The following is a 12,137-nucleotide window of genomic DNA, read 5'->3' on the forward strand; positions in this document are numbered from 1 at the left end:
AGGGAGCCCTCGGCGTCAGACCCAGGTCCGCAGAGTGGTTGCCAGCGGCTCGGTCGGGTGGCCGATGAGCCGGGACAGGTCCCCGGGGGTGGGGGCCATGGCGCCGTCGCGCATGTTGGCGTTGAGCGTGACCATGAAGGCGGCGGTGCCCTCGTCGAGGCCGGCCCCGAGGAGCTGCTCCCGCTCCTGCTCGCTGGTGAGTGCCTGGTAGTGCACCGGGGTGTCGAGCACCTGGGCTGCGGTGGCGGCGAGCTCGTCGAAGGACCAGGCGGTGTCGCCGGAGAGCTCATAAGCCTTGTTCTCGTGGCCGGGTGTGCTGAGCACGACGGCGGCGGCCTCGGCGAAGTCCTTGCGCGGGGCGGTGGCCATGCGGCCGTCGCCGATGCTGTTGGCGATGACGCCGCGTTCGCGGGCGCCGGTGAAGTCCTGCTGGTGGTTCTCGGTGTACCAGCCGTTGCGCAGGAAGGTCGCGGGGATGCCGGAGGCGGTGATGAGCTCCTCGGTGGCCTTGTGGTCGGCGGCGAGCTCGAGGATGGTCGTCGGCGCCTTCAGGCCCGAGGTGTAGACGAGGTGGGGCACGCCGGCCCGGCGGGCGGCGTCGATCGCCCGGCCGTGCTGGGCGACGCGGTCGCCTGGGCCGAAGGAGACCAGGAGCAGCGTGTCGACTCCGGCCAGCGTCTTCGCGGTGCCGGCGGTGTCGTCCAGGTCGACGGTGGCCGCGCGCAGGCCGCGGTCGGCGAGTTCGGTGAGGCGGTCGGTGTTGCGGCCGAGGGCGAGAATGTCGCCGGCGGGGACGTCACGCCGGAGGAGGGCGTCGATGGTGAGGGCGCCGAGCTTGCCGGTGGCGCCGATGATCGCGATGGTCACGGGTTCCTTCTTCCGGTGTGGTGTTGTCACGTGCGGACAGCGGGCCCGCGTGGAGATCAGGCGCAGGTGACGGTGATCTTGCCGAGGGTCCCGGCGCGGAAGGCGTCGAACGCCTCCGGCGCCTGCTCCAGCCCGAAGGTCGCGGTGACCGGGACCCTCAGCTCGCCGGCGGCGACCTGGCCGGCCAGGGTGGTGAGGCTCCGCGGGGCGGGATCGGCCATGATCGGGTGGACGGTGACACCGGCGGCCTCGACGGCCTCCTGGGTCAGCCCGAGGGTGGAGGCGATCCGCCCGCCGTTGCGCAGCAGGCCCACCAGCGGGCCGGCGTCCCCGGCCAGGTGCAGGACCACGTCCACGCCCTCGGGGGCCGACGCGCGGACCTGCGCGTCCAGGTCGGCGGTGTAGTCCACGACCGCAACGTCGGCGTCGGTCAGGCCGGCGACGAAGTCGGCCTCGGCGCCGGGACGGGCGGTGGCGATCACCCGGGCGCCGCGAGCGGCGACCATCTGCACAGCCAGCGCGCCGACACCGCCGGTGGCACCGGCGACCAGGACCGTCTCGCCCTTCTGCGGGGCGGCGGCCGCCACGCTGTCCAGCGCGGCCGTGCCGGCCAGACCCAGCGCGCCCGCGTCAGTGAGGTCCAGGCCCGCGGGGATGTGGGCGACGCCGTAGCCGGCGGACACGGTGACGTACTCGGCCAGCGCACCGCTACCGAGGAACGGCTTCATCGCCACACCGAAGACCGCGTCGCCGGCCGTGAAGCCTTCCACTCCCTCACCGACGGTCTCGACCGTCCCGGCGAAGTCCATGCCCAGCACCAGCGGGAAGCGGTGCTCCATCATCCCGTCGAGCAGCCCCGCCGTCACCGACAGGTCGAAACCGTTCACCGACGAACCGGCGACCTTCACCACCAGCTCCCCCGCACCGGGCATCGGGGCGTCGACCTCGGCGACGGCCGGGGCGGAGGGAACCTCGTTCAGCGTGAGAGCACGCATCGCACAACACCTTCCCTAGAAGTGGAACGGCCTTCCCGCTTCACTCTGCTCAGCATAACGACACAACTGGGCCCCCTGTTCCACTTCAGTAGGATGAGAGGTATGCCTCCGACCACAGCCCCTGGTGACAGCCCCGATCAGCCGCCAGAGGCCAGGCTGCGCGTCGATGCCGAACGCAACCGCGACCGCATCCTGGCCGCCGCGCGGCGCCTGTTCGCCTCCGAGGGACTCGGCGTCTCTATGGCCGCCGTCGCCCGCGAGGCCGGGGTCGGCAAGGCCACGCTGTCGCGCCGCTTCGCCACCCGCGACGAGCTGGTCAACGCGGTCTTCGCCGACCGCATGGACGGCTACGCGGCCGCGGTCTCCACCGCCCTGACCGCCCCCGACCCCTGGGCCGGCTTCACCGGGTACGTGCAGACCGTCTGTGCCATGCAGGCCGCCGACCGCGGCTTCGCCGACGTGCTGACCATGACCTTCCCCGCCGCCAGAGCCCTCGAAGAGCGCCGCACCGAGGCGCACGACGGCTTCCTCGAGCTCATCGCCCGCGCGAAGGACACCGGCCACCTGCGTGCGGACTTCACCGACCGCGACATGCCGATCCTGCTCATGGCCAACGCCGGCGTCATCAACGCCGCCGGTGACGCCGCCCCCGACGCCTGGCAGCGCCTGGTCGCCCACATGCTCCGCTCCTACGCCACCCCCGGCGCACCGCTGCCCCCGATGCCCGACGCCCCCACTCCCACCGCCCTCTACCGCGCCATGGTCCGCCTCGCCCGCCCCGGTGGCGACCGCCACTGACTGCACCGTGCCGTACGTCGAGAGGCGTACGGCCACCGGTGTCTCGCGGCCGATTCCGGACCGGCCGGTTGTTCCTAGCGTCGGTCGTGTGACCGGAGAGCCCGGTCCGTGGACGACGTGGGGGACCTATGAGGACGAGACCGGGCCGGGCCGTGTCGATCGTGTTCGCCTGGATGGCGATCACGACCTTCAGCGGGGTGCTGATCGAGACGCTGCTGATCTACCCGAACATCTTCGCCGACGTGCCGGCGTCGCTCGTGCGCAGCACCGCGTTCTTCTCCGAGGTCGGGCCGGGCGACGTGTTCCCGGTGCTAGGCCTGGCGACGCTGGTGACCGGCGTGGCGACGATCGCGGTGACCTGGCGGCTGCGGCCGGCCCGGCTGCGGGCGCTGGCCGCGGTGGCGGTGACGCTCGTCGGGGAGTTCGGTTTCTCGGCGTGGTTCTTCTGGCCGCGCAACACCGTGATGTTCGTCGAGGGCCCGGCGGTCCATCCCGCCGGCGAGCTGATCCGCGTGGCATGGGAGTTCGAGACCGGGCACTGGCTGCGGCTGGCCCTGTGCGGTGTGACGGCGGTGCTGGCGTTCTCGGCACTGCTGCGGGTTCTCGCCGGGCAGCGCACGGTCGCGCCGGTCGGGGAGGTTGTGTGATGTGGCGGCTCGGGCTGTCCCCCGCGGTGGTCCTCGCGCTGGCGCTGCTCGGGGTGCCCCGGGTGGTGGCGCACGATCTCGGGCCGGTCGGCGGGGTGACGAACGCGCTGCTGGTCTTCGTCCCGATCGCCGTCTGGCTGGGTGTGGTGGTGTGGCGGCAGACGCCCCGCCCGTTCCTGACGCTGCTGGTGATCGGCCTGGTCTACGGCGTTCTGGTCGGGCTGACCCACCAGCTGCTGTGGCCGTGGGCGTTCGAGACCCCGCCCCGGCTCGGCGGGAACCTTGCCGGAACGCTGTCCCCGATGGTGGAGTCGATGGTGCTGCGCCTGTTCGCATTCGGGAGCAGCGTGCTGACCGGGCTCGGGGTGGGGGCGCTGGTCGGTCTGGTCGGCTGGGCGGCGCTCCGGGTCCGCGGGCCGCGCGCCCACTCCGGCGGGTGATCGTGGGGGGATGGCCGTGACCGTCAGCGGGGCAGGCGACGACGCACGCCGGGCGCGCGCGCTCGACGTCGTCCTCTCCGTCATGACGATCGTCCTGGTGGGGGTGGCCGTCTCCGCCGATCTCGGCGACGGCGTCGGGCCGGGGCCCGTCGCGTACGGGTTCACCGTCGGTCTGGGCGGGCTGATGCTGGTCCGTCGCCGGTTCCCGGTGGGAGTCCTGGTGACGACCGCGGTCGGCCTGCTCCTCTACTACCGGCTCGGGCAGCCGCCGATCGGGCTCGCCGTCCCGGTGGTCGCCGCGCTGTTCTCCGCCGCCGAGCAGGGCCGTACCCGGTGGGCGAGCGCGGTCGCGGTCGTGCTGCTCGTGGTGTCCACATCAGTCCGCACGGCGCAGGGCGACGATCCCGGGCTGGTGCTGGGCTACGAGCTCCCGTCGACGGCTGCGTTGATGGCGGCCTCGATCGCCTGCGGCGCCGCGGTGCGGGCGCGGCGCGAGTGGCACGCCGAACGGCGGCGGCGGGAGGTCACCGCCCGCTGGGAACGCGAGCGGGAGGCCACGGACCGGGTGGAACGCGAACGACTGCGGATCGCCCGCGACCTGCACGACCTGCTGGCGCACACCACGGCGGTGATCGCGCTGCACGCCGACGTCGCCCGCGAGGCGTTGCGCGACGACCCCGACACGGCCGACCGCTCCCTGGCGACGGTGCGCGCCGCGTGCTCGTCGATCACCCGGGAGCTGCGCGCCACCCTCGGCGTGCTGCGCGATCCGGCCGAGTCCGGTGGCCCGCCGCCGGACGCCCTACGGGAGCGGCTGGCGGCACTCGTCGACGAGGCCCGGCTCGCCGGCACCGAGGTCTCCTTCGACGCGAGCGACGGGCTCGACGCCCTCCCCGCGGTCACCGCGACCACCACCTTCCACGTCGTCCAGGAGGCGCTGACCAATGTGCTCCGGCACTCGCCCGCGTCCCGTGTGGAGCTCACCGTCGTCGCCGGGCCCGACCAGGTCACGATACGGGTGGCCGACGACGGCGGGTGCGTCGCCGGACCCGGAACGGCCGGGGTCGCCGGGTCGGGAACGGGCGGGTGGGGGCTCATCGGGATGCGGGAACGGGTCGAGTTGACCGGTGGCCGGCTGAGTGCGGCCCCCGGGCCGCGCGGGTTCGTCGTCGAGGCGACCCTGCCGGTTCCGTCGGTCGGCGGTGCGCCGTGATCGGCGTCGTCCTGGTCGACGACCAGGAGCTCGTCCGGGCGGGCCTGCGCGCGCTCCTCGAGCGGGCCGGGGACATCGAGGTCGTCGGCGAGTCGGGCAGCGGGTCCGGCGGCGTCGCCCTCGTCCGCGCCGTGCGTCCCGACGTCGTCCTGATGGACATCCGGATGCCCGGCACCGACGGGATCGCCGCCACCCGCGCGATCGTCGAGGACGGCTCGCTCGCGCACACCTCGGTCGTCGTGCTCACCACGTTCGACACCGACGAGAACATCCTGGACGCGATCCGCGCCGGCGCGGCCGGTTTCCTGCTCAAGGACGCCGGCCCGGACGCGCTGCGCGATGCCGTCCGGGTCGTCGCCGCGGGCGAGGCACTGCTGTCACCGGCGGTGACACGGCGGGTGATGCGGGCCGCGGCGGCATCGGCCCGGCTGTCACCGGAACGCCTCGACGTCCTGACCGAGCGGGAACGGGAGATCCTGGTCGAGGTCGGTGCGGCACGGTCGAACGCCGAGATCGCCGCCCGGCTGCACATCAGCCCGGCCACCGCGCGCACCCACGTCGGACGGTTGCTGAGCAAGCTCGGCGCGCGGGACCGGGCGCAGCTGGTCGTGATCGCGTACGAGGCGGGCCTGATCCGGCCGGGCGACTGAGCCGGAGCCGGCCGCGATGCTGCTCGCCGTCGGCCGAACGGTCGAGGTGGCTCGTCCCACGGGGGGAGGGCCTCTGATGCAGATCTCCCACCGTGCGTCGATGTGGCGGAACGGGTCACGCGGGCATCGTGACCGAGGTGAACGAACGGGCACCCGGACCCGATGGTGGGTGCGGAGGGTCAGCTACGTTCCGTCGTTCATGATCGATTGTCAGGAGAAAGGATGAGTATGTCGACCTCTCGTTCCGTTGCCCGGGTCCTCGTTCCCGCGATGAGTGCCATAGCGGTGGTGGGGGCCGTGGCCGCCGGTCCGATGATGGCTGTGGCGAGCGCCGCGACCCCGGTTCCGCCGGGGAGTGCGGGAGACACCAACGGCAACGGGCTGCTGGACTCCAGCGAGCGCCCGGACAACCCCGACCTCGTTCCGCCGCGTCTCGGCTCCCCGGTGCCCCCCGGAAGCCCCGGCGACACCAACGGCAACGGGCTCCTCGACTCCAGCGAACGCCCGGACAACCCCGACCTCTGACGGTCGCGGACACGTCACCGGGCCCGCGCCTCCGCCGGCCCGGTGGGCGGTGTGGTCGCGACCGGCAGCGGTGCTCACGCCGCGGGCCGGCGGCGACGGCGCTCGATCAGGAGACGAGCGGCCCGCAGGAGGGCTCCGCCGGCGAACACGGCCGTTCCGGCCAGTACCGACTGCCACGGCAGGGTGAGCGCCAGCACGCCGCATCCGATCATGCCCACCAGTTGCAGTGCCCGCGGGTAACGCCGGTGGCCGCCGTCCTGCGTCCACGCTGCCAGGTTCGCGACCAGGTAGTAGACCAGGACCCCGAACGAGGAGAACCCGATCGCGCCGCGCAGGTCCACGACGAGCAGGAGCCCGCAGACCACGGCGGCGACAGCGATCTCGGCGCGGTGCGGGACCCGGAACCGCTCGTGCACGGCGGCCAGTGCCACCGGGAGATCACGCGCACGTGCCATCGCCAGGGTCGTGCGCCCGAGACCCGCGATCAGGGCGAGCAATGCCCCGAGCGACGCCAGCGCCCCGCCGGCCGCGACGACTGGGACGGCCCAGCCGTGGTCACCGGCGCGGACCATGTCCGAGAGCGGCGAGACCGCGGTGGCCAGCCGGTCGGGGCCGAGTACCGCCAGCACGGTCGCGCCGACGACCGCATACACCACGACCGCGCCGCTCAGCGCCACGACGATCGCGCGCGGGATCGTCCGCGCCGGCTCACGCACCTCCTCGCCCAACGTGGCCAGCCGCGCGTAACCGGCGAAGGCGAAGAACAACAACCCGGCCGACTGCAGCACCCCGTAGCCCGACACCGGCTGTGCCGGCACCGCCGTCGACGACGCCCCGCCGGCGACGGCACCGAGTCCCAGCCCGACGGTGACGGCGAGGACGACCAGCACGATCACGACGATCACCCGGGTCAGGAACGCGGTTCGCGTCACGCCGCGGTAGTTGACCGCGGCGAGGAACACGACCGCCGCGATCGCCGACGGACGCTGCCACGGTTCCGGCACCGCGTAGGTGGCGAAGGTCAGCGCCATCGCGGCGCAACTGGCCGTCTTGCCGATGACGAAACCCCAGCCGGCGAGAAAGCCCCACCACGGCCCCAGACGTTCGCGCCCGTAGACGTAGGTCCCGCCCGAGCGCGGGTACTGCGCGGCCAGTTGCGCCGAGGACGTCGCATTGGCGTAGGCGACCACGGCGGCGATCACCAGCCCGACGAGCAGCCACGACCCGGCCGCCTGCGCCGCGGGGGCGAAGACCGCGAAGACCCCCGCCCCGATCATCGACCCGAGGCCGATCATGACGGCGTCCGGCGTTCCCAGACGCCGGGCCAGTTCCGGTTGGTTCACAACTTCCCCTTACGCGGCCTATCGGCTCTCCACCGATCCGCGCTTCCGACCCGCCTCGGTCAGCTCACCGAGCAGGGTGCGGACGCGGGCATCGATGTCATCGCGGATGGGGCGGATCTGCTCGGCGGTCCTGCCGGCGGGGTCGGCGAGCTGCCAGTCGAGATAGCGCTTACCGGGGAAGACCGGGCATGCGTCGCCACACCCCATCGTGATCACGACGTCGGCTGCCTCGACCGCGTCGGTGGTGAGGCGTTTCGGGAACTCCGTGCCGAGGTCGAGACCGATCTCGGCCATGACCTCGCGGACCGCCGGGTTGATGCTCTCCGCCGGCGCCGATCCGGCCGAGCTGACCCGCACGGCTCCGCCGGCGTGGTGTGCGAGCAGAGCGGCAGCCATCTGGCTGCGGCCGGCGTTGTGGACGCAGACGAACAGGACTTCGGGAACCGCGGTCACGGTGACTCCTCGGGTGCGGGCGGGATCAGCGCGGGACATGCCCACGTGCTGTGGTCGCGCCGGGGAAGAGCCTGCGACGCAGCCACAGCGACACGTAGACCAGCGCGACGAGCACCGGGACCTCGATCAGCGGGCCCACCACCCCCGCGAGCGCCTGCCCGGAGGTGACACCGAAGGCACCGATCGCGACCGCGATGGCGAGCTCGAAGTTGTTGCCGGCGGCGGTGAACGCGAGCGTGGTGGTGCGTTCGTAGCCCATCCCGACCGCCCGGCCGAGGGCGTAGGAGCCGGCCCACATCAGGGCGAAGTAGGCGAGCAGCGGTAGCGCGATCCGGGCGACGTCGAGCGGCTGGGAGGTGATGGCCTCGCCCTGCAGCGCGAACAGCAGCACGATGGTGAACAGCAGCCCGTAGAGCGCGAACGGCCCGATCCGCGGGAGGAACGTCTCCTCGTACCAGGCCCGGCCCTTGGCCTTCTCGCCGAACCGGCGCGTGAGGTATCCGGCGAGCAGCGGGATCCCGAGGAACACCAGCACCGACTTCACGATGTCCCAGGTGGAGAACGACACGTCGGTGACGGGCAGGCCGAGCCAGCCGGGCAGCACGACCAGGTAGAACCAGCCGAGCACACCGAACATGACGACCTGGAACACCGAGTTCAGCGCGACGAGCACGGCGGCGGCCTCGCGGTCCCCGCAGGCCAGGTCGTTCCAGATGATCACCATGGCGATGCAGCGGGCCAGCCCGACGATGATCAGTCCGGTCCGGTACTCGGGCAGATCGGGCAGCATCAGCCAGGCCAGGGCGAACATCAGTGCCGGGCCGAGGACCCAGTTGAGCACCAGCGAGGTGAGCAGGAGCCTGCGGTCGCCGGTGACGGTGTCGAGGCGGTCGTAGCGGACCTTCGCCAGCACCGGATACATCATGATCAGCAGGCCGAGCGCGATCGGCAGCGAGACGCCGTCGACGGCCAGGGTGTCCAGCGCCGGGGCGAGTCCGGGGACCAGGCGGCCGAGCAGCAGTCCGGCGATCATCGCGGCGATGATCCAGACCGGGAGGAACCGGTCGAGGGTCGACAGGCGGGCGACGACGACGGCGCCGCCGTCCGCGTCCGTGGTGGTGTTCGGGGTGGTCACGTCGTTCCTCGTATGTCAGTTCGCGGGCGCGGTGGCCGCAGGGACGGTGTCGTTCTCGGTGGCGTCGTTGCCGACGGAGTTGCCGGCGGCGGGGGTGAGCAGGCCGGCGAGGCGGCCGAGCGCGGCCGGAACGGTGCGGTAGTAGATCCAGGTCCCGCGCCGCTCGCCGGTGATGAGACCGGCCTCGCGCAGCACCCTGAGATGGTGGGAGATCGTCGGGCCGGACACCTCGAACACTCCGGACAGGTCGCACACGCAGGCTTCGCCGCCGGCGTGCGAGGCGATCAGCGACAGCAACCGCAGCCGTACCGGATCGCCCATCGCCTTGAACACGCGCGCCAGCTCGACCGACTCCGGGCCGTCGAGGGGACGCTCGACGAGCATCGAGCCGCAGATCGGCTCCTGGTTCGACACCCGTCTAGTTTGACCAGCATCGAACTCCGCGGTCAAATCGCTGCTCGACGCGGCAGCGTCCCGATCGCCAGCACCGCGGCGACCGCCGCGACTCCGGCCAGCAGCACGAACACCTCGGGGTAGCCGCCCAGCGGGCCCGCCAGTGCGCTCCCGGCCCACGGGGAGATCGCGACGGCGATCATGACGGGAGCGGACAGGATGCCGTTGAGCCGACCGTAGACGCGGGGATGCCACCGGTCGGACAGTGCCGTGGCCTGCAGCAGGGTGAAGATCCCGCGAGCTGCACCGGCGAGCATCGCCGCGGCGATCAGGGCCCACACCGGGCCGGGCAGGACGGCGAGCAGGAGGGTCGCCACGGCGAGTCCGGCCATGACCGCGACGGCGCGGCCGCGCACCGTGCTGCGTCGTACGAGGGGGCCGTAGGCGAGGCGGCCGAGGACCTGGCCGAGCCCGCCGAGTCCGAGGGCCCAGGCGGCGAGGTCGGTGGACATACCGCGCTCGAGCAGCAGCGGAACCTGGTTCACGGTGACGGCGAAACCGGTGAACGCCCCGAGAGTGATCGAGACGACCAGCAACACGAACGCCCGGCTTCGCCGGATCCGGTCCGCGTCGTCGTCGACCACCGCGGGCGCGGCGCCGTGGGGCGTGGGGTCGGCGACCGGGTCCGGCCAGGGCCCGCGCAACCCGAACAGGTGTGCCGGGATCGTGATCACGCCGAGGACGACGGCGAGCACGACGTAGGTGCCGCGCCACCCGAACGGCTCCAGCAACGCGGCGGACAGCGGGGCGAACACGGTGCTGGCCAGCCCCGCGACCAGGGTCAGCCCGGTCAACGCGCGGACCCGGTCGGATCCCCACCAGCGCGTCAGTGCCGCGAACGCCGGCGGGTAGAACGTCGCGGCCTGCGCGACCCCGGCCAGCAGCCACGCCGCCACGAACGCCGGGAACGAGCCGGCCGCGGCGATCAGCAGTGTCGCGGGCACGGCGACGACCGACCCGGCGGTCATCAGCCAGCGCGGGCCGTGCCGGTCCAGCAGCCGCCCGACCGGGATCCCGACCAGCGCGGAGACCACCAGCCCGGCGGAGAACGCCGCGGTGACCGACGGGATCGACCAGCCGGTGTCGGCCGCGATCGTCGGCGCCAGCACCGGGAAGGCGTAGTAGAGCACTCCCCAGCTGGTGATCTCCGTGACGCACAGGACGACCAGGACCCGCCACCGTCCTCGTGACGCGAGGCCTGCCGCGCCGCCCCGCCCCTGCTCGCGACAGGCGGGACCGGTACGCGGTTCGTCGGAGGTCACGACGAGGAGGCTCCCCCAACCGGGTCCTCGACTGGAACCGCGGGGCCGCAGCAGCCGCTGCCCGACTCCGTCCCGGCGGTCGACCCGGTGGCGTCGAACAGGCCGGCACCCCCGCAGACGCCGGTCTCGCTGAGGACCAGCTCGACCCGCGCGGCGGCCTCGTGATCACCGGTCAGGGCATCGGCGATCGAGCGGACCTGCTCGTAGCCGGTACGGGCCAGGAACGTCGGTGCGCGCCCGTAGCTCTTCATCCCGGCCAGGTAGAACCCCGGCTCGGGATGACCGAGCTCGGCCGCGCCGTGCGGGTACACGGTGCCGCAGGAGTGCACGTTCGGGTCGATCAGCGGCGCCAGCCGGACCGGGGCCTGCAGTCTCGCGTCCAGCTCGGTGCGCACCTCCGAGAGCCAACCCAGCTCCGGGCGGAACCCGGTCAGCACCAGCACCTCGTCGACGTCATCGATCTTGTGGCCCTCGTCCGAGATCAGGACCATCGGCCCGCCCTCGACCTGCTCGACGCGTTCGGTGCGGAACCCGAACACCGGCTCCACCAGCCCGGCCTGGACCGCCTCGGACGCCCGAACCCCCAGCGCCCCACGAGCGGGGAGCTGATCGGCGTCGCCCCCGCCGAACACCTGCCCGAATCCCGACCGGCGCAGCACCCACGAGACCCGGGTGCCCGGCACCTCACGGGCCAGAGCCGCGAGCCCGGCCAGCGCGGTCAGCGCCGAATGCCCGGACCCGGCGACGACGACGTGCCGGCCGCCGTAGCGGGCTCGCTCCCCCGGATCGCTCAGATCCGGGATCGCCGCCGCCCGCACCCGCCGCCCGGCCTGCAGCTCACCGATCGCGGGCAGGCCGTCGCCGCCGAGCGGGTTCGCGGTCGTCCAGGTGCCGGACGCGTCGACCACCGCCCGTGCCGTGATCCGCTCCCCGCCGTCGGTCCGCACGATCAGCGGCTCGCTGTCGCGGCCCGCGTCGACCACCCGGTCCCGTCCGCGGCGGGTCACCCCGACCACCCGCACCCCCGTCCGCACCCGGTTCCCCAGCGCCGCGGCCAGCGGTGCGAGGTAGTCGGCCACCCACTCCGCCCCGGTCGGACAGGCCTCGGAGTCCGGGGCCGTCCAGCCGGACCGGGCGAGCAGGCGCTCCGCGGCCGGATCGGTCAGCCAGCCCCAGGGCGAGAACAGCCGCACGTGACCCCACTGCCGCACGGACGCGCCCGGGGCCGCCCCGGCCTCCAGCACCAGCGGCTCCATCCCTCGCTCGGCCAGCTCCGCCGCCGCGGCCAGGCCCACCGGCCCGGCTCCGATCACCACGACCGGCAGCTCCACGTTCACGTCCATCACGCCTCCATCG

General features: G+C 73.2%; 14 protein-coding genes. 6 read left to right on the plus strand and 8 right to left on the minus strand.

Annotated features, from left to right (window positions below; all coding sequences use genetic code 11):
• Window positions 1-15: 15 nt before the first annotated feature.
• On the minus strand, window positions 16-867 hold the full coding sequence (locus tag JOF36_RS26670) for an SDR family oxidoreductase (protein WP_210032073.1): 852 nt from the start codon (window positions 865-867) through the stop codon (window positions 16-18).
• A gap of 56 nt (window positions 868-923) precedes the next feature.
• Window positions 924-1,862, minus strand: coding sequence for an NADP-dependent oxidoreductase (locus JOF36_RS26675; protein ID WP_210032081.1), 939 nt, complete (start codon window positions 1,860-1,862; stop codon window positions 924-926).
• 102 nt (window positions 1,863-1,964) lie between these two features.
• On the opposite strand from JOF36_RS26675, the gene JOF36_RS26680 reads away from it, so the two are divergent.
• From JOF36_RS26680 to JOF36_RS26705, 6 genes are all read left to right on the plus strand, one after another.
• Window positions 1,965-2,660 (plus strand): TetR/AcrR family transcriptional regulator, encoded by a 696-nt coding sequence (locus JOF36_RS26680; protein ID WP_245350993.1) that lies wholly within the window; start codon window positions 1,965-1,967, stop codon window positions 2,658-2,660.
• A gap of 128 nt (window positions 2,661-2,788) precedes the next feature.
• The gene (locus JOF36_RS26685) at window positions 2,789-3,307 is read left to right on the plus strand and encodes a DUF1772 domain-containing protein (RefSeq protein ID WP_210032093.1); all 519 of its coding nucleotides are present in this window, start codon (window positions 2,789-2,791) and stop codon (window positions 3,305-3,307) included.
• Complete coding sequence (locus tag JOF36_RS26690) at window positions 3,307-3,747, plus strand: hypothetical protein (protein ID WP_210036263.1); 441 nt, start codon at window positions 3,307-3,309, stop codon at window positions 3,745-3,747. The genes JOF36_RS26685 and JOF36_RS26690 overlap by 1 nt, the downstream gene beginning before the upstream one ends.
• A gap of 10 nt (window positions 3,748-3,757) precedes the next feature.
• Entirely contained in the window at window positions 3,758-4,960 is a 1,203-nt protein-coding gene (locus JOF36_RS26695) for a sensor histidine kinase (RefSeq protein WP_245350994.1), read from the plus strand.
• The gene (locus JOF36_RS26700) at window positions 4,957-5,610 is read left to right on the plus strand and encodes a response regulator (RefSeq protein WP_210032101.1); all 654 of its coding nucleotides are present in this window, start codon (window positions 4,957-4,959) and stop codon (window positions 5,608-5,610) included. The genes JOF36_RS26695 and JOF36_RS26700 overlap by 4 nt, the downstream gene beginning before the upstream one ends.
• A 270-nt stretch (window positions 5,611-5,880) precedes the next feature.
• Window positions 5,881-6,135 carry a hypothetical protein gene (locus JOF36_RS26705; RefSeq protein WP_210032103.1) on the plus strand — a complete coding sequence of 85 codons (255 nt, stop codon included), beginning with the start codon at window positions 5,881-5,883 and terminating at the stop codon, window positions 6,133-6,135.
• A 74-nt stretch (window positions 6,136-6,209) separates the two neighbouring features.
• On the opposite strand, the gene JOF36_RS26710 is transcribed toward JOF36_RS26705, so the two are convergent.
• From JOF36_RS26710 to JOF36_RS26735, 6 genes are all read right to left on the minus strand, one after another.
• Window positions 6,210-7,478 (minus strand): APC family permease, encoded by a 1,269-nt coding sequence (locus JOF36_RS26710; protein ID WP_210032105.1) that lies wholly within the window; start codon window positions 7,476-7,478, stop codon window positions 6,210-6,212.
• A gap of 18 nt (window positions 7,479-7,496) precedes the next feature.
• On the minus strand, window positions 7,497-7,931 hold the full coding sequence (locus JOF36_RS26715; RefSeq protein ID WP_372447414.1) for an arsenate reductase/protein-tyrosine-phosphatase family protein: 435 nt from the start codon (window positions 7,929-7,931) through the stop codon (window positions 7,497-7,499).
• A 25-nt stretch (window positions 7,932-7,956) separates the two neighbouring features.
• Window positions 7,957-9,066, minus strand: coding sequence for an ACR3 family arsenite efflux transporter (gene arsB, locus JOF36_RS26720; RefSeq protein WP_210032109.1), 1,110 nt, complete (start codon window positions 9,064-9,066; stop codon window positions 7,957-7,959).
• A 15-nt stretch (window positions 9,067-9,081) separates the two neighbouring features.
• Window positions 9,082-9,450 carry an ArsR/SmtB family transcription factor gene (locus tag JOF36_RS26725; protein WP_245352642.1) on the minus strand — a complete coding sequence of 123 codons (369 nt, stop codon included), beginning with the start codon at window positions 9,448-9,450 and terminating at the stop codon, window positions 9,082-9,084.
• Between the two features lie 62 nt (window positions 9,451-9,512).
• The gene (locus tag JOF36_RS26730; RefSeq protein WP_245352643.1) at window positions 9,513-10,688 is read right to left on the minus strand and encodes an MFS transporter; all 1,176 of its coding nucleotides are present in this window, start codon (window positions 10,686-10,688) and stop codon (window positions 9,513-9,515) included.
• Between the two features lie 89 nt (window positions 10,689-10,777).
• Complete coding sequence (locus JOF36_RS26735; protein WP_210032119.1) at window positions 10,778-12,124, minus strand: FAD-dependent oxidoreductase; 1,347 nt, start codon at window positions 12,122-12,124, stop codon at window positions 10,778-10,780.
• Window positions 12,125-12,137 lie beyond the last annotated feature (13 nt).

The organism is Pseudonocardia parietis, from assembly GCF_017876315.1.
GTDB lineage: Bacteria > Actinomycetota > Actinomycetes > Mycobacteriales > Pseudonocardiaceae > Pseudonocardia > Pseudonocardia parietis.

Bases quoted from the DNA above. Each gene is read 5' to 3' on its own strand.
- JOF36_RS26690 (WP_210036263.1), top strand. From the start codon at position 3,307: ATGTGGCGGCTCGGGCTGTCCCCCGCGGTGGTCCTCGCGCTGGCGCTG.
- JOF36_RS26680 (WP_245350993.1), top strand. From the start codon at position 1,965: ATGCCTCCGACCACAGCCCCTGGTGACAGCCCCGATCAGCCGCCAGAG.
- JOF36_RS26675 (WP_210032081.1), bottom strand. From the start codon at position 1,862: ATGCGTGCTCTCACGCTGAACGAGGTTCCCTCCGCCCCGGCCGTCGCC.
- JOF36_RS26685 (WP_210032093.1), top strand. From the start codon at position 2,789: ATGAGGACGAGACCGGGCCGGGCCGTGTCGATCGTGTTCGCCTGGATG.
- JOF36_RS26695 (WP_245350994.1), top strand. From the start codon at position 3,758: ATGGCCGTGACCGTCAGCGGGGCAGGCGACGACGCACGCCGGGCGCGC.
- JOF36_RS26705 (WP_210032103.1), top strand. From the start codon at position 5,881: ATGAGTGCCATAGCGGTGGTGGGGGCCGTGGCCGCCGGTCCGATGATG.
- JOF36_RS26735 (WP_210032119.1), bottom strand. From the start codon at position 12,124: ATGGACGTGAACGTGGAGCTGCCGGTCGTGGTGATCGGAGCCGGGCCG.
- JOF36_RS26725 (WP_245352642.1), bottom strand. From the start codon at position 9,450: ATGCTCGTCGAGCGTCCCCTCGACGGCCCGGAGTCGGTCGAGCTGGCG.